Source organism: Haliea sp. E17 (genome assembly GCF_048323675.1).
GTDB lineage: Bacteria > Pseudomonadota > Gammaproteobacteria > Pseudomonadales > Halieaceae > Mangrovimicrobium.
In genome coordinates this window covers 347,488-363,313 of sequence record NZ_JBLWFK010000005.1, presented here as the reverse complement: position 1 = coordinate 363,313, position 15,826 = coordinate 347,488, and the positions used below count along the sequence as shown (strand labels likewise).

At 64.0% G+C, this 15,826-nt stretch carries 21 protein-coding genes; 16 read left to right on the top strand and 5 right to left on the bottom strand.

Annotated features, from left to right (window positions below; translation table 11 throughout):
• The 14 genes from ACNKU3_RS15100 to ACNKU3_RS15035 all read left to right on the top strand — a co-directional run bounded on the left by ACNKU3_RS15100 (position 1) and on the right by ACNKU3_RS15035 (position 9,470).
• Entirely contained in the window at positions 1–579 is a 579-nt protein-coding gene (locus tag ACNKU3_RS15100) for an SPOR domain-containing protein (protein WP_418260339.1), read from the top strand.
• Positions 580–919: 340 nt separating this feature from the next.
• Positions 920–1,459 carry an ATP-dependent protease subunit HslV gene (gene hslV / locus ACNKU3_RS15095; RefSeq protein WP_418260338.1) on the top strand — a complete coding sequence of 180 codons (540 nt, stop codon included), beginning with the start codon at positions 920–922 and terminating at the stop codon, positions 1,457–1,459.
• A gap of 5 nt (positions 1,460–1,464) precedes the next feature.
• Positions 1,465–2,790 carry an ATP-dependent protease ATPase subunit HslU gene (gene hslU / locus ACNKU3_RS15090; protein WP_418260337.1) on the top strand — a complete coding sequence of 442 codons (1,326 nt, stop codon included), beginning with the start codon at positions 1,465–1,467 and terminating at the stop codon, positions 2,788–2,790.
• Positions 2,791–2,798: 8 nt separating this feature from the next.
• Complete coding sequence (locus ACNKU3_RS15085) at positions 2,799–3,188, top strand: gamma-butyrobetaine hydroxylase-like domain-containing protein (protein WP_418260336.1); 390 nt, start codon at positions 2,799–2,801, stop codon at positions 3,186–3,188.
• A 111-nt stretch (positions 3,189–3,299) separates the two neighbouring features.
• Complete coding sequence (ubiE, locus tag ACNKU3_RS15080; protein ID WP_418260335.1) at positions 3,300–4,049, top strand: bifunctional demethylmenaquinone methyltransferase/2-methoxy-6-polyprenyl-1,4-benzoquinol methylase UbiE; 750 nt, start codon at positions 3,300–3,302, stop codon at positions 4,047–4,049.
• A gap of 2 nt (positions 4,050–4,051) precedes the next feature.
• The gene (locus tag ACNKU3_RS15075) at positions 4,052–4,699 is read left to right on the top strand and encodes a ubiquinone biosynthesis accessory factor UbiJ (RefSeq protein ID WP_418260333.1); all 648 of its coding nucleotides are present in this window, start codon (positions 4,052–4,054) and stop codon (positions 4,697–4,699) included.
• 1 nt (position 4,700) lies between these two features.
• Positions 4,701–6,317: a ubiquinone biosynthesis regulatory protein kinase UbiB gene (ubiB, locus tag ACNKU3_RS15070; protein WP_418260332.1), complete on the top strand. Its 1,617-nt coding sequence runs from the start codon at positions 4,701–4,703 to the stop codon at positions 6,315–6,317.
• A 46-nt stretch (positions 6,318–6,363) separates the two neighbouring features.
• A complete protein-coding gene (hisI, locus tag ACNKU3_RS15065; RefSeq protein ID WP_418260331.1) occupies positions 6,364–6,759 on the top strand; it encodes a phosphoribosyl-AMP cyclohydrolase in 396 nt (131 codons plus the stop codon).
• Positions 6,756–7,094: a phosphoribosyl-ATP diphosphatase gene (locus tag ACNKU3_RS15060; protein ID WP_418260330.1), complete on the top strand. Its 339-nt coding sequence runs from the start codon at positions 6,756–6,758 to the stop codon at positions 7,092–7,094. The genes hisI and ACNKU3_RS15060 overlap by 4 nt, the downstream gene beginning before the upstream one ends.
• An 18-nt stretch (positions 7,095–7,112) precedes the next feature.
• Positions 7,113–7,325, top strand: coding sequence for a twin-arginine translocase TatA/TatE family subunit (tatA, locus tag ACNKU3_RS15055; protein WP_418260329.1), 213 nt, complete (start codon positions 7,113–7,115; stop codon positions 7,323–7,325).
• An 11-nt stretch (positions 7,326–7,336) separates the two neighbouring features.
• Entirely contained in the window at positions 7,337–7,636 is a 300-nt protein-coding gene (gene tatB, locus ACNKU3_RS15050) for a Sec-independent protein translocase protein TatB (RefSeq protein WP_418260327.1), read from the top strand.
• Positions 7,633–8,385, top strand: a complete 753-nt coding sequence (tatC, locus tag ACNKU3_RS15045; protein ID WP_418260326.1) for a twin-arginine translocase subunit TatC — start codon at positions 7,633–7,635, stop codon at positions 8,383–8,385. Before tatB ends, tatC begins: the two co-directional genes overlap by 4 nt.
• Positions 8,382–8,744, top strand: coding sequence for a DUF202 domain-containing protein (locus ACNKU3_RS15040; RefSeq protein ID WP_418260325.1), 363 nt, complete (start codon positions 8,382–8,384; stop codon positions 8,742–8,744). Before tatC ends, ACNKU3_RS15040 begins: the two co-directional genes overlap by 4 nt.
• Before the next feature lie 219 nt (positions 8,745–8,963).
• On the top strand, positions 8,964–9,470 hold the full coding sequence (locus tag ACNKU3_RS15035) for a TerB family tellurite resistance protein (RefSeq protein WP_418260324.1): 507 nt from the start codon (positions 8,964–8,966) through the stop codon (positions 9,468–9,470).
• Here the strand turns inward: ACNKU3_RS15035 and ACNKU3_RS15030 are convergent, their stop codons facing one another.
• The 4 genes from ACNKU3_RS15030 to ACNKU3_RS15015 all read right to left on the bottom strand — a co-directional run bounded on the left by ACNKU3_RS15030 (position 9,471) and on the right by ACNKU3_RS15015 (position 13,416).
• Positions 9,471–10,313, bottom strand: a complete 843-nt coding sequence (locus ACNKU3_RS15030) for a hypothetical protein (protein WP_418260554.1) — start codon at positions 10,311–10,313, stop codon at positions 9,471–9,473.
• Positions 10,314–10,466: 153 nt separating this feature from the next.
• On the bottom strand, positions 10,467–12,065 hold the full coding sequence (locus ACNKU3_RS15025; protein ID WP_418260323.1) for a GMC family oxidoreductase: 1,599 nt from the start codon (positions 12,063–12,065) through the stop codon (positions 10,467–10,469).
• Positions 12,066–12,159: 94 nt separating this feature from the next.
• On the bottom strand, positions 12,160–12,735 hold the full coding sequence (locus tag ACNKU3_RS15020) for a nitroreductase family protein (protein ID WP_418260322.1): 576 nt from the start codon (positions 12,733–12,735) through the stop codon (positions 12,160–12,162).
• Positions 12,736–12,879: 144 nt separating this feature from the next.
• Complete coding sequence (locus tag ACNKU3_RS15015; protein ID WP_418260321.1) at positions 12,880–13,416, bottom strand: hypothetical protein; 537 nt, start codon at positions 13,414–13,416, stop codon at positions 12,880–12,882.
• A gap of 170 nt (positions 13,417–13,586) precedes the next feature.
• Between ACNKU3_RS15015 and ACNKU3_RS15010 the strand changes: the two genes are divergently transcribed.
• Entirely contained in the window at positions 13,587–13,916 is a 330-nt protein-coding gene (locus tag ACNKU3_RS15010) for a type 1 pili tip component (protein WP_418260320.1), read from the top strand.
• 30 nt (positions 13,917–13,946) lie between these two features.
• Here ACNKU3_RS15010 and ACNKU3_RS15005 read toward each other — a convergent pair whose 3' ends face one another.
• The gene (locus ACNKU3_RS15005; protein WP_418260319.1) at positions 13,947–14,681 is read right to left on the bottom strand and encodes a hypothetical protein; all 735 of its coding nucleotides are present in this window, start codon (positions 14,679–14,681) and stop codon (positions 13,947–13,949) included.
• Positions 14,682–14,847: 166 nt separating this feature from the next.
• On the opposite strand from ACNKU3_RS15005, the gene ACNKU3_RS15000 reads away from it, so the two are divergent.
• Positions 14,848–15,678 (top strand): hypothetical protein, encoded by an 831-nt coding sequence (locus ACNKU3_RS15000; RefSeq protein ID WP_418260318.1) that lies wholly within the window; start codon positions 14,848–14,850, stop codon positions 15,676–15,678.
• Positions 15,679–15,826 lie beyond the last annotated feature (148 nt).

Genomic DNA, 15,826 nt, shown 5'->3' with positions numbered 1-15,826 from the left:
GTGGCCCGGGACTACGCCAAGCGCGGCAGCGCGCAACGCACACGCAAGGCGCCCGCGGCAAAACGCAAGGCCGCCAGCCACAGCGCCGGCGGCGGCTGGCGCTGGTACGGCGCCGGCGTCCTCACCGGCGTGTTCCTGAGCTTTCTCGTCTACCTCGGCAGCCTGCCCCAGGCTGAACCCGGCGGCCCGCAGCCAACGGCAGCATCAGCAAAGGCCGAACCCGCGCCCGAACCGCGCTTCGACTTCTACACCATGCTGCCCGGGGAAAGCATCGACGAGGACTACAAGCAACCAGCCGCAGCAGCCGCGGAACCCAGCCGCCCGACCCCGGCGGAAGCCCGCATCATCTACCTCCTCCAGGCCGGCTCCTTCCGCCAGTCCGAGGACGCCGAACGCCGCCGCGCGGAACTGATCCTGCTGGGCCTCGAACCCTCGATCGAGGAAACCCGTAGCGACAACGGCCGCTGGTTCCGGGTCTACCTCGGCCCCTTCGACACCCACGCGAAAATGTCCCGGGCCCGCGGCCTGACCGCGGGGCAGGGCATCGATACGCTGCTGATGAAGCGGCCAGCGGGATAACTCCCGGACAGCGCACGCACACACCGAACGAAGGCAACCAACCCGGATTCCCGTTCGAAACGAGGACACTGCTTCCGACCTGTGTGCCCGAGACCGTATGCAGCATGGATACTGCATCCGAGCCCCCATGGAAGGGTTCACGGCGTGTCTCGGGCGCACAGGTCGGAAGCAGTGGCCGGCTGGGTGGAACAAAGCTTCCAGGGTCACTCCACTCCCTCGGCTATAACCCAGTCGCGTAGGCAAGCATTCCCAGTCGAACCTGCACGCCCTTTTGCGGTCTCTTTTCTTGAATCCTGCGGCTTTGCCCCCATATCCCCCCTTCTGACACAGGAGACACAACGTGGAACAGTACAGAGGCACCACCATCCTCTCGGTGCGCCGGGGCAACAGCGTGGTAATCGGCGGCGATGGCCAGGTATCCCTCGGCAACACGGTAATGAAAGGCAACGCCCGCAAGGTTCGCCGTCTGTATAAAGACCAGGTCGTGGCGGGATTTGCCGGCGGCACCGCCGATGCCTTCACCCTGTTCGAACTGTTCGAGGCGCAACTCGACAAGCACCAGGGGCACCTGGTGCGCGCCTCCGTCGAACTGGCCAAGGCCTGGCGCACCGAGCGCGCCCTGCGCCGGCTCGAGGCCCTGCTGGCGGTGGCGGACAAGACCACCTCGCTGATCATCACCGGCAACGGCGACGTGATCGAGCCGGAGGACAACCTGATCGCCATCGGCTCCGGCGGCCCCTTCGCCCAGTCGGCGGCCCGCGCCCTGCTCGACTGCACCGAACTCAGCGCCCGCGAGATCGTCGAGAAGGGCCTGTCGATCGCCGGCGATATCTGCATCTATACCAACCACAACCGCACCATCGAACAACTGGATTACTGATTCCCATGTCCAACATGACCCCCCGGGAGATCGTCTCGGAGCTCGACAGACACATCATCGGCCAGAACGAGGCCAAGCGGGCGGTGGCCATCGCCCTGCGCAACCGCTGGCGGCGGATGCAGCTACCCGTCGAACTGCGGGCGGAAATCACCCCCAAGAACATCCTGATGATCGGCCCCACCGGGGTCGGTAAAACGGAGATCGCGCGGCGCCTGGCGAAGCTGGCCGGGGCGCCCTTCGTCAAGGTCGAGGCAACGAAGTTCACCGAAGTGGGCTATGTCGGCCGGGATGTGGAGTCGATCGTCCGCGATCTGGTGGATGTTTCCATCAAGATGTACCGCGAACAGGAAATGACCCGGGTGCGCTACCGCGCCGAGGAAGCCGCGGAAGAGCGGGTTCTGGACATCCTGCTGCCCCCCGCCCGCGGCGAGCACGACGCCAGCGCCGGCCAAAGCACCCGCCAGCTGCTGCGCAAGAAACTGCGCGAGGGCGAGCTCGACGAGAAAGAGATCGAGGTGGAACTGCGCACCCCCGGCATCGGCATGGAAATCATGGCGCCCCCGGGCATGGAGGAGATGACCAGCCAATTGCAGAGCATGTTCTCCAACATGAACCGGGGCCAGAAAAAAACCCAGAAGATGACCGTCAAGGCCGCTTTCACCGCGCTCACCGAGGAAGAGGCGGCAAAGATGGTCAACGAGGACGAACTCAAGCAAAAGGCGCTGGAAGCCGCCGAACAGAACGGTATCGTATTTATCGACGAGCTGGACAAAGTGGCCAAGCGCAGCGAGGGCGCCGGCGCGGACGTCTCCCGCGAGGGTGTGCAGCGCGACCTGCTACCGCTGATCGAGGGCTCCACCGTGACCACCAAGCACGGCATGATCAAGACCGACCACATCCTGTTCATCGCCTCCGGCGCCTTCCACCTGGCCAAACCCTCGGACCTGATCCCCGAGCTACAGGGCCGCCTGCCCATCCGGGTGGAACTCGCTGCACTCACCCCCGAGGACTTCGAGCGCATCCTCACCGAGCCCAACGCCTCCCTCACCGAGCAGTACCAGGCCCTGCTGGCCACCGAGGGACTGCAGGTGGCATTCACCGCCGACGGCATCCGCCGCATCGCCGAGACCGCCTGGCAGGTCAACGAGCGCACCGAGAACATCGGCGCCCGCCGCCTGCACACCGTGCTCGAGCGCCTGCTGGAAGAGGCCTCCTACGAGGCGGCGGATTCCAGCCTTTCCACCCAGACCCTGAGCGTGGACGCAGCCTACGTGGATTCCAAGCTGGAAGCACTGTCGGCCGACGAAGACCTCTCGCGCTTCATTCTCTAGGAATCGCCATGGCCGCCGACACCCGCCCCACCGGCATCGAGTTACACAAGCGCTCCCGCGAACTCGAGCTGCGCTACGCCGATGGCAACAGCTATCGGCTGCCCTGCGAGTACCTGCGCGTCTATTCGCCCTCGGCCGAAGTCCAGGGCCACGGGCCGGGCCAGGAGGTGCTGCAGGTCGGCAAGCTCAACGTCGGCATCTCGAATATCAAGCCGGTGGGCAACTATGCCCTGCAGCTGTTTTTCGATGATGGCCACGACAGCGGCTTGTATTCCTGGGACTTCCTGCACCAACTCTGCCTCGAGCAGGAGCGGCGCTGGCAGGACTACCTGCAGCGAATGGATGCCGCGGGAGCGAGCAGAGACCCGGACGTGCAGGTAATCAACTTTCAACCATGACGATGCGCAATCGGTGGCCCCGTGCCGAGCGCGTGAGCCTGAACTTCCCGAGGCCACACACTGACCTGTGAGCCTTCCTCAGGGTACAATCACCCGCTCCCGGGAGGACCCATGAGCGCAAAAGACAAGACCCACTTCGGATACCGCGAAGTCGACAGCGATGAGAAAGCCGGCATGGTGGCCGGCGTGTTTCACTCCGTCGCCGCGCGCTACGACCTGATGAACGACCTGATGTCCGCGGGCATCCACCGCATCTGGAAGCGCTTCACCATCGAGTTGTCCGGCGTGCGCCGGGGCAACGCCGTGCTCGACATCGCCGGTGGCACCGGCGACCTGGCGGCGAAGTTTGCCGACATCGTCGGCGATGAGGGCCGCGTGGTGCTGGCCGACATCAACGATTCCATGCTGCGGGTGGGGCGCGACAAGCTGCTCGACCACGGCCGTGTCGGCAACATCGAGTTCGTGCAGGCGGATGCCCAGTTCCTGCCCTTCCCGGACGAGAGTTTCGACTGCATCACCATCGCCTTCGGCCTGCGCAACGTCACCGACAAGGACCTCGCCCTGCGCTCCATGTTGCGCGTGCTGAAGCCCGGCGGGCGGCTGCTGGTGCTCGAATTTTCCAAGCCCGGCAACGAATTGCTGAGCAAGGCCTACGACACCTATTCCTTCCGCGTGCTGCCGCTGATGGGCCGCCTGGTGGCCGGCGACGCCGACAGCTACCAGTACCTGGCCGAGTCGATCCGCATGCACCCGGACCAGGAGACCCTGAAGGACATGATGGAAGACGCCGGCTTCGCCAGTGTCGAGTACCACAACATGACCGGCGGGATCGTCGCGGTACACCGCGGGGTCAAGGCCTGAGCGTGTCCGCGCAGATCGACCCCACCCTGCATACGGCGGCGCTGGCCGCGGTGGAGGCCCTGCTCAACCGGGCGCTGCAGCTTTCGCCCGGCGGCAGCCAGGCCCTCGCGGCGCTGGAAGGCCAGGTGTTTGCACTGCATTGCACAGCGCCGCAGCTGGACGCCTTTCTGCAGCCCGCCGCGAGCGGCGTGCGCCTGATGGGCGCCTGGGAGGGCGATGTCACTACCAGCCTGCGCGGTGAGGCCTCGGAGTTTGCCGCCCTCGCGACCGCCGACGACCCCGCCGCAGCGCTGATCAACGGCGGCCTCGAATTGCGCGGGGACAGCGCTGCGCTGATCGAATTGCAGAAAATCATCGCCGGCCTCGACCCGGACTGGGAAGCCCCCCTGGTTAATACCCTCGGCGACGTCGCCGGGCACCAGGTAGCGCAGATGCTGCGCGGCGGCTTCCGCTGGGGCCGCCAGGCGGGGGCAGGACTGTCACGCCAGCTCGCCGAATTTATCCAGGAGGAAGCCCGCCTGACGCCGCCGCGGCTGGAACTGGAAGATTTCTACCGCGACGTGCAGGATCTCTGCCTGCGGGTGGATCGCCTCAACTCCCGTATCGCCCGGCTGCGCCGCAAGACCAGCGATTACAAGGATCGCTCCTGACGTGTCCCGCAGCCTGCGCCTGTTAACCATTTTCCGTGTCGTCGGCCGTTACCGCCTGGACCTGCTGCTCGATCATTCCAACCTGCCGCCGCTGCCCCGCACAGCCTTTAAGCTGGCCCCCTGGCACCTGCACCCGGTGCCGGACATGCCACGGGGAGAACGCCTGCGCCGGGCCCTGGAAGAACTGGGCCCGGTGTTCGTGAAATTCGGCCAGATGCTGTCCACCCGCCGCGACCTGTTGCCCGAGGATATCGCCGACGAGCTGGCCCGCCTGCAGGACGCGGTGCCGCCCTTTCCCGGCGAACAGGCGGTGGCGATCATCGAAAAGAGCCTGGGGCAACCCGTAGCAGACCTCTTCGCCAGCTTCGACCCGGAACCCATGGCCTCGGCGTCCGTGGCCCAGGTGCACGCCGCCACCCTCGCCAGCGGCGAATCGGTGGTAGTCAAAGTCCTGCGCCCGGACATAGAGCCGGTAATTCGCCAGGACCTCGCCCTGATGTTCATCCTCGCCCGGCTGGTCGAGCGCTTCCTGCCCTTCGGCCGGCGCCTGCGCCCGGTGGAGGTGGTCAAGGACTACGAACTGGTGGTCCTCGACGAGCTCGACCTCGGCCGCGAAGCGGCCAATGCCTCGCAGCTGCGGCGCAATTTCGAGGACAGCCCGCTGGTTTACGTGCCGCGGGTGTACTGGGACTACAGTGCCCACAACGTCTTTACCATGGAACGGATCAAGGGCATTCCCGTCACCGACGTCAAAACCCTGAAGGAACTGGACGTGGACCTGAAGCTGCTGGCCGAGCGCGGGGTGGAAATATTCTTCACCCAGGTGCTGCGCGACAGTTTTTTCCACGCGGACATGCACCCGGGGAACATTTTCGTCGACGCCTCCAACCCGGCGGACCCGACCTATATCGCGGTCGACTGCGCCATCATCGGCTCACTGTCCGACTCCGACCAGTACTACCTGGCCCGCAACCTGCTGGCAATATTTCATCGCGACTACCGGGAAGTCGCCCAATTGCATGTAGAATGTGGCTGGGTGCCGGCGGATACCCGGGTGCAGGACTTCGAAGCGGCCATGCGCGCAGTCTGCGAACCGGTTTTCGAGCGGCCGATCAGCGAGATATCCTTCGGCCAGCTGCTCGTCTACCTGTTTCGCACAGCCAGCCGCTTCGATATGGAAGTGCAACCGTCACTGGTATTGTTGCAGAAAACCCTGCTTAATATCGAAGGGCTGGGACGCCAGCTCTACCCGGACCTCAACCTCTGGGATACCGCGCAACCTTTCCTCGAACAGTGGATGGCGGAACGTTACTCGCCGCAAAGCATGTTGCAAAAGCTGCAGCGCCAGGCACCCTCCTGGCTGGAGCAACTGCCCCGGGTCCCCGACCTGGTACTGCATCAACTCGAGCACGGCACTACCGAAAGGAACCCTGCCCGGGGATCCAGGCCATCCCGGCCACGGACCCTGTCCGGTCGCAGCGCGGCCGGCTTGGCAGCCCTGGCCGCCGCCGTGGTGGTTGCCAGGCCCCAGGCACTGGACTGGCTTGCCGAAGTACCGCTGGCCAGCTGGGCTCTGGTGGCCGCGGGTCTCGCCCTGCTGTGGCCGAGGCGGTCGTGAGGCGTCCGGCCCTGTGCGATAATCAGGGCGTCAAGCCGGAGTAATTATGAGCCTCAGCGACAACATCAAATGGAACGAACAGGGACTGGTTGCCGCCATCGCCCAGGACTGGCAGACCGGTGAAGTGCTGATGATGGCGTGGATGAATGCCGAGTCCCTGCAACTTACGTTGCAGGAGCAGCGCGCAGTGTACTGGTCGCGCTCCCGCGCAGCGCTGTGGCGCAAGGGCGAGGAATCCGGCAATGTGCAACACCTGAAGGAACTGCGCGTGGACTGCGACGGCGATACGGTGCTGATGCAGGTTGAGCAGGTCGGCGGGATTGCCTGCCACACCGGCCGGCGCAGCTGTTTTTACCGGGTCGCGGCAGTCGACGGCACCCTCGCCACGGTGGATGAGGTGCTGCGCGATCCGCAAGACCTATACGGAGCCAAGGGCGAATGAATGACATCCTGCGCGAACTGGCGGCGACCCTGGAACAGCGCAAGGGCGCGGACCCGGAAAGCTCCTATGTCGCCAGCCTGCACCACAAGGGGCTGAACAAGATCCTGGAAAAGGTCGGCGAGGAAGCGGTGGAAACCATCCTCGCCGCCCGCGACCTCGACGCCGGCGGCAGTCGCGAGGCACTGGTCGGCGAAGTCGCCGACCTCTGGTTTCACTGCATGGTCATGTTGTCGCATCTCGAAGTGGACGCGGCAGAAGTCACCGAGTGCCTCGGCAGGCGCTTCGGTGTATCCGGGCTGGACGAAAAGGCCGCCCGCAACAATTCCCACAACTGAATATAGACGGAGATATTTATGGGCTTAGGTGGAATCAGTATCTGGCAGCTGCTGATCATTCTGGCAATCGTGGTCATGCTGTTCGGTACCAAGCGCCTGCGCACGCTGGGCTCCGACCTCGGCAGCGCGGTCAAGGGCTTCCGCAAGAGCATGTCCGACGAGGACAGCAACGACAAACCGGTGGAAGAGAAACAGGCCGAGGAAGACTCCTCACCTGACAAGGACAAGTAGAGCGCCACGAGATGTTCGATATCGGTTTTGCCGAGCTGATCATCGTGGCCGTGGTCGGCCTGCTGGTAATCGGCCCGGAGCGCCTGCCCGGCGCCATCCGCACGGGTGCGGCCTGGTGGTCGCGTTTCCGCCGCGGCTTCAACCAGATAAAGTCGGAAGTTGAACGCGAACTGCACAACGATGCGGTGATGCGTGAACTCAAGGAAACCCGGCGGGAATTTGACGAGCAGGTACAGCAACTGGCGAATGAAATCGAGGAGCCTCCGGCACCTCAACCCGCCGAGGACAAAGCAGAGCAGCGACCGCAATGAGCGAGCAGGATATCCAGGACCCGCCACTGCCGCTGGTCGCCCACCTGACGGAGCTGCGCGATCGCCTGTTACGCGCGATACTGGCCGTATTGCTGGTCTTTATCTGCCTGTTCCCCTTCGCCAACGACATTTATGCCTATATCTCGCTGCCGTTGCGGGACCTGCTGCCTCCCGGGGCCACGATGATCGCCACGGAAGTCGCCTCGCCCTTCCTGACGCCCTTCAAGCTGACCCTGTTCGCGTCGATCTTCATCGCCATTCCCTACGTGCTCTACCAGGCCTGGAGTTTCGTCGCACCGGGGATGTACCGGCATGAAAAGCGCTTTGCGGTGCCCCTGCTGGTGACCAGTATCGCGCTGTTCTATGCCGGCGCCGCCTTCGCCTACTTCGTGGTGTTTCCGCTGATCTTCGGCTTTTTCACCAGTGTCGGCCCCGAGGGCGTGGCCATCATGACCGACATCAACAGCTACCTGAACTTCGTCCTCAAGCTGTTTTTCGCCTTTGGTGTCGCATTTGAAATCCCGATTGTCGCCATCCTGCTGATCTGGGCCGGCATCACCACCGCCGAGGACCTGGGCAAGAAGCGCCCCTATGTCATCGTCGGCTGTTTCGTCATCGGTATGCTGCTGACGCCCCCGGATGTGATTTCGCAGACGCTGCTGGCGGGGCCCATGTGGCTGCTCTTCGAAGTCGGGATTTTCTTTGGCCGCTTCGTCGAGAAACGCGACGAGGAGGACACCTCCGAGTGAAACACTACACGGACCACGCCGCCAACGAACGCACCTGGCTGGCCTGGATCCGGACCGCGATAGCCATTATCGCCTTTGGTTTCATCATCGAGCGATTTGAACTGTTCTCTGCCTACCTGCGTGCCTCGGTGGACGCGGGCAAGGCATCCGCACCTGTCGCACAGTCGATCAATCCGCTGGCCCTGCTGCTGGTCCTGGTCGGCATCGCCGTTATCGTGTTCGCCACCTGGCGCTTCCACAATCACCAGCGGATGATCGAGGCGGAGAACGACGCAACCTACAGGGCCGGCTGGCCGATCATCGGTCTCGCCGCACTGCTGGTGCTGGTGGCCCTGGGGCTGGCCTGGCTGGTTCTCTGACCCCGCCACACCCGCTATGCCCTCAAGTAGACGCTTGGCGCGGGAACACCTTAGTATGGGCGCTCTGTTTCCGGGGACCAGCCATGCAAGTACATCGCCCAGCTTCAGCAATTGCACCGCTTATCGCCGGCGCCCCGATCCACCCTGGCGCAGGGTCACAGCCCCGCCCCGAACCTGGCAGCGCAGACTGGCCAGGCGGCGCGTAGAGGAACCCTGACCTTGCAAATCGATACCGAGGTAATTCGCCGCCTGCGCGACGCCCTGCTGGCCCAGGACTCGGCGGCCGACCAGGCTCCGGGCAATGTGGCCGCTCCCCGCCGCGAGGCAGCCCTGGCCCGGGTCGCCCCCTTCGCCGAAACCATGTACCTGGTAATGATGGCCGACGGCCACCACGCGCCGGAGGAACTGGCCTCGGTGCGCGGCGCCATTCGCCTGCTGGCCGGCGACCTGCTCGACGCAGCGGACCTCGACGCATTGCTCGATCGCTGCGACGCGGCGGCCCGCGAACGCGGCCCCGCGTTCCTGCTGCAGGCACTGGGCAACCGGCTGTGCGCCAACCGCAACGACCGGGAGACCGCGTTTACCCTCGCCGCGGCAGTCGCCCTTGCCGACGACACAGTGGTCGAGGAAGAACAGGCGCTGCTCGGTGATGTCGCGGAATGGTTCGGGGTCTCCTCCCGGCGCGCCAGGGAATTGCTGGGAGAAATCAGCGCACCGGGAAGGTAATCAGATAGCCCCGGACTCCGGCACCAGCAGCTCGCGAAAGCTGACCCCGCCGGCTTCGATACGCATTTCCAGGTGATGGCGCAGGGTGTCGTCGTCACCGGCGAAGATCCGCGGTACCCGCGCCGAATTGACATACAGTGTGCCGTCCCGGTCGACCAGCCAGGGCCGCTCCTCGCCATCCCTGGTGCGCAGGTGCATGTGCCCGGCAACCACCGCCAGTACCCGCTTGCCTCGGGAACGGGCATAGGCGATGGCCTCCTCCAGGTCCGGGTCGCCCCAGTCACCGCCGCCGGGCTTGAAATCACAACCCCAGATAGCACCGGGCTCATCGCCCAGCCCGGTGGGGCCATTGTGCGCCATGAAAACCAGCGCCTCGGCCTCGGCCGCGTCGACCAGCTCGCACAGGCGCCGCGCCGAATCCTCGAGGCTGTGCACCGCGTAGGTCGCGGCCATGTAATCGGGAAAGGAGAGTTGCGGGCCGCCCATGCTGTGGGGACGTCCGGCGATAATATCGACCGCCAGGCCGCAGGCGCGCAGTTCGTGAAGGCTGTAGCCACACAGGCGGATATCACTCTCGGTCGCGTTGTCGCGGGTAATCGCCAGGATCTTGTTGAACCCGCCCTGCAGGGCCAGCTCCGCCGCGAGCTCTTCCACGTCGACCGTATCATTGTTGCCGGGCATCACCAAGGTGGGCTGGCGCAACCTCGAGATGGAGCGCGCGACCCGCAGTGTGCTGTCGGCGAGGCCGCCGCCGAGATCGCCGGCGAAGAACAGGAGGTCATAGGGAGCCGAAGCGAACTGCCAGTTATCGACATCGTCCCAGTGGGTGTGCAGATCACCGATGATGCCGAGGCGGATTTCCCCGGCATCGATATCGATGCGGTGTCGCGCGAACTGCTTGTCCTGGCTCAGCTTTCAGCGCCCCTCTGCAGTGCAGGTATCAGGTGACCTCGCCCCGCATTATGATCCAGGCGGAGCGGCAAGGCCACTGGCGAATCAGGCGCGCAGGTACTCGCTGAGGGTCTCGGCAATCATAACCACCGGCGCATGGGTGTTGCCGCTGGTGATATCCGGCATGACCGAGGCATCGGCGATGTACAGGTTGTCGAAGCCGCGCACCTGCAAGCGGGCATCGGTCACCGCCAGCGGGTCGCCTTCCTCGCCCATTTTGCAGGTACAGGCCGGATGGAAAATGGTCGTGGCGATATCCCCCGCCGCCCGGGCGAGATCCTGGGGACTGGTAATCTCCGGTCCCGGTTTGATTTCCCGGGGTCGGAAGCGTGCGACCGCCGGCTGGCTGGAAATTTCCCGGGTAATCTCGATGGAGCGTGCGGCGATATCGCGATCCGCCGCGGTGCTGAGATAGCGCGGGTCGATGGCGGGTGCTTGCAGGGGATCGGCGCTGCGGATGTCCACCCGGCCCCGGCTGGTCGGACGCAGGTTACAGACACTGGCGGTGATGCCCGGGAAGGGGTGCAGGTCGAGGCCGAGTTTTTCCGCGCTCATGGGCTGCACGTGGTATTCGAGATCGGGACGCGCCTGCGAGGCATCCGACTTGAAGAAGGCGCCGAGCTGGCTGGGGGCCATGGACAGCGGCCCGGAGCGCTTCAGCAGGTATTCGAGCCCCATACGGGCGCGTCCATACCAGCTGCCGTTGAGGCAGTTGAGGGTAGTGGTGCCCTCGACCCGGAACTGCACGCGAATCTGCAGGTGGTCCTGCAGGTTGCCGCCAACCCCGTCCAGCCGGAGCCGGCAGGCAACGCCGGCATCGCGCAACTGTTCCTCACCGCCAATCCCGCTGCGCTGCAGGATACACGGCGAGGAAACCGCACCGGCGGAGAGGATCACCTGGCCGCCCGTGTCGATACGCTGGGCCCGGCCGTCGATGAGGACGTCCAGAGCGCTGACGCGGTGCCCGTCCCAGACCAGTTTATCGACCATGACGCCGGTCAGGACCTGCAGGTTCGGCCGACCCGCAACCGGTTTCAGGAAAGCGCGTTTGGCGGAGCAGCGCACGCCGTTCACCTGGTTGACGTGAAACAGGCCCACCCCGCCGTTATCGCCGGTGTTGAAGTCATCCGTGGGCGGAATGCCGTACTCGCTGCAGGCCTCGCTCCATGCCTCCAGTACCGGCCAGTGCAGGCGCTGCTGTTCAACCCGCAGTTCGCCGTCAGCGCCGTGGTATTGCGAAGCGCCACCGAAGTAGCTCTCGGAGCGGCGAAAACGCGGCAACACCTCGTCCCATGCCCAGCCGGGCAGGTGCCAGTAGTCGTAGTCCTCGCGCTGGCCGCGCATATAGATCATGCCGTTGATGGCACTGCAGCCGCCGAGCACCTTGCCCCGCGGGTAGGGCAGCACCCTGCCGTTGAGGCCCGCCTGGGGCTCCAGTGAATAACACCAATCGGCGCGCGGGTTGCCCATGGCAAACAGGTAACCGACGGGAATGTGGAACCAGTGCCAGCGGTCGTTGCCACCGGCCTCGAGCAGCAACACTCGGCGGGAACTGTCTGCGGACAGGCGATTGGCGAGCACGCAGCCGGCACTGCCGGCACCGACGATGATCGTATCGAAACCCTCGAGGGCCTTGTTGTGCATCCCGCGCTCCGCTGTTGCCCGCGGGCCAGGCGCCCGCACCGGGCGCCCACATTACACGCGGCGGACAGCCGCCACAAGTCGGCGGCCCGGGGGGCTACAGCAGGAAGTCCGCCTGCGCCAGGCGCTGGCGCGGTGTGGCATCGCGCTCGGCATATGCCGCGGGAATGACATCCGGTGTGCCAGCGTAACCAATCGCCAGCGCGGTTACCGGTTTGACGTGTTCCGGCAGGGGGAAGGTGGCCACCACCTTGTCCGCCTCGATGCCGATCATCTGGTGTACGGCAAGGCCGCGCGCTGTGGCCTCGACAGTCAGCATGGCCGATGCAGCGCCGAGGTCGTGCTCGGCGGCGATGTTCGGCTTGCCGTTGTGGTCGAATACGGTCTTGACAAGGCCAATTACCAGTACCGGTGCATTGGCGGCCCAGGGCTGGTTGCCCTCGACCAGGCTGGCGTGAATTTTCTCCCACACGCCGTCCGCACTGCCCTTGACGCCGACGATGTAACGCCAGGGCTGGGCATTGTAGGAGGACATGGTCCAGCGGGCCGCCTCGAACAGCGCGACGATGTCCCCGGGGGCAACAGTGCGCTGCGGGTCAAAGGCATAGGGGCTGAAGCGCTGCTGCAGGAGCGGGTTGATGGGGTGGTCAGGATTGGCGATTTTGGCTTGCATGTCTGTTTCTCCCTGCTGTCCTGGATTGCCGAAATGCGCAATTGCCGCATTACCGAATAGGTTGAGCACAGGTTATATTCGATTTAATGGACAAAAAATCGGATTTATTCGGAGTTTTTATTCGAATTAGTCGAACAAATTACATCAGGACACGCCAGCGATATCCCCGCTATCCACCCTGGCGCCCATTTCCTGCAGCGCGTCGCGCAACTGGTACTGCTCGCTGATGTCATGCACCTCCACCAGCAGCACGGTGCGCCGGCCCAGCGAGAGCGCCGCGTCTCCGCGCACACCCGCCCGGCGCCAGGACAGCAGTCCCCCCGCCAGTGGCAGCAGGGCCGCCAGCACCAGGGTCGCCAGCAACACCGCAATGGTGCTCGGGGAAATGAAACCGAGGAATTCCAGCAGGGCGATCAGGACAAAACCGAGGAACATGAGGGCGAAGGTCGCGGCCGCCAGCTGCAGCTGGCGCTTCTGGAAAATCCTGCCGCTGACCCGGTTGGCGAAACGATTGCGATGGTTTCCTCCGGGAGAATGGCATTCGGCGATACCCAGTTGGGAGTGGTCCAGGCCGAAGCGCTGGCAGAGCACACTGGCCGCCGCATCGGCGGTGGCGCGGTCGGGGAATACCGCCTCCAGCCGTGCCGGGAAGTCTTCCTGCATCAATGTGCTGTGCAGCATATGCCACCCCACTCCTGCGCAAGCGCCCAACGCCAGACTACTCGCAAAAAAATCCACAGGAAAGCCTTTCTCGGGCGCTTATCGCTCGCCACCCGCAGGCAGATGGACTAGGCTGAACTCAGGCTTCACGAATCTGTCATATCGTTAGTTCCCTGAGGTGGAGGGCATCAATGAGTTTTGTCGATCTGGTAGGCGTCTGGGACCAACAGGCATCCGGCGAACTGGTGCATGAGCAATATCGCATCGACCTGACAGTGGAAAACGCGGCAAAAGTTGAAGCCCTGGCCGAACTCTTTCCGCTGCGCAGTCGCGAACAACTGATCGCCGAGCTGCTGGGTACCGCCCTCGATGAGCTCGTCGCTTCATTTCCCTACCGGCAGGGCGACAGGATCATCGCTCGCGACGAGGAGGGTGACCCCATTTTCGAGGATGTCGGCTATACCCCGCGTTACCTGGCGCTGGTGCAGAAACACGTCCACAAATTACGCGGCCAGTCCTGAACCCGCTACCCCGCACCACGCAGCAGTCTTTTACCCATAGTCCAGCGGATACAGCCGGCCAAATTCACCTGCCGCAGCAGCGTGGTCGATATGGCGCCCCCAGTTGAAAATCGTGCAGGGGGAGTCTTCCAGTTCAGCGATCGGTGGAATGTCGCCTTCGAACTGGCAAATCCGGAAATCTTCCGCAACTTCAGGCTGCTGGCCCATACGGTGCCACTGCCACAACAGGTAGGTCGGCTCGAATAGCAGCCGGCTGCGATTCCACTGCGCCGGTATGGCTTGCAGGCCTTCACGCTCTATCAGGCGCGGCGTGTGCATAACCGGATTGGGCGCCGCGATCGACAGGCAGCGAAAAAAGCCCAGGGTATCCCAGAGCATATTGTGCCAGTTGTTCAATTCCCGGTTCGGGCGCTTGCGCTGGCCGTGGCGCACCAGCGGCCGGGCAAATTCGGCTTCCGGCGCCTCCAGTGGACGCAATAACAGCATGTCGTCATGCCACCAGATCCAGCGGTCAAAATGCGCCGCAAAAACCTCCTGGTGCTCCCACAGGCGCAGGATCTTGTTCGCGCCGGCGCTGTGCTGCCAGTCGGTGATAGCTTCTATCTTATTGGATTCAATCCAGTTTTCAGGTGGAAGGTGTTCCTTTCCGGTCAACAGGACCACGGGCCAGTCGCCGAGGTGGCGGCGAATCGCCGCCACCACCACCGGCAGGTAATCCTGCGCCTTGGGTCGGTAGCTGATAGCAATCGGGGCTCGGCTTTTCATAACTTTTCGACAATCGACCTCGGTCCAGTGAATGGCGGGCGGCTATACTCGCTTTATAACAAGATTGTGAACCCGGGATGAAGCCCTCTTCGCCGGATGACACGACCCCGAAACAGGCCGGTAAGGCCAGAGGCGGGAGCGCCACAATAAAACCAGGAGTACCAGAATGAAGAAAGACACCCCGATGAAGGCCATGGTTGCCGGCACGCTGGTCGCCCTCAATCTTGCGACCAGCGGTGTGACCGCCGCACCGACCTACCAGATCAAATACCAGGCCGGCGGCAGTACGCTGTATTTTTCCAGCCTGTTTAACGAGGCACTGGCGAATGCCGACATCGACACTTCGGCAGTGAAGCCCGGCAAGATTGTTCCCCAAAAAGGCTGGCTGCGGGTACCCGTTACCGGCGGCGTGGTTGACCTTGCCGGTACAGTCGGGGAAATCGACCTCTCCGGGGGCCTGGTACTGGAGGGCCCCGATGGCACCCGCCTGGTCCTGCACAACCTGACCATCGAGGCCCTTGGCGAACAGAATGTCGTAAGTGCAGTTATCGAGGTGGATGGCGATGTCAGTGAGCGCGTTACCCTGTTCGATATTGACCTCGGCAACGCAGATGTGGGCGTCGAGAAAAACGGCAAACTGGTTATTCGCCAGTTGGACCTGTTACTGACCGAGGAAGCGGCCCAACTGCTGAGCGAGATTCTTGGCCTGGAGCTGGCGCCGGGTGAAAAGGTCGCGGTGATGGGGGCTACCGGCAAGCTGAACGGCTACACCGGCAAGGATCAGATCTCGGATGATGATTCCGACGACTCCGACGATTCCGACGACTCCGACGATTCCGACGACTCCGACGATTCCGACGACTCCGACGACTCCGACGACTCCGACGACTCCGACGATTCCGACGATTCCGACGATTCCGACGACTCCGACGATTCCGACGACTCCGACGATTCCGACGACTCCGATGACTCCGATGACTCGGACGGCGTGGGCTAACAGACTCCCGCTATAATCAGGCGGGACACAGGGTAAGCGCGGTGGCTATAAACCACCGCGCTGCTTCTCCGCAGTGTGCGAAAACCAGCACAGGATAATGCGCTGAAAACGCGGCGGAATCCTGCTTCCGCCGCGCCAGCCCAGGACT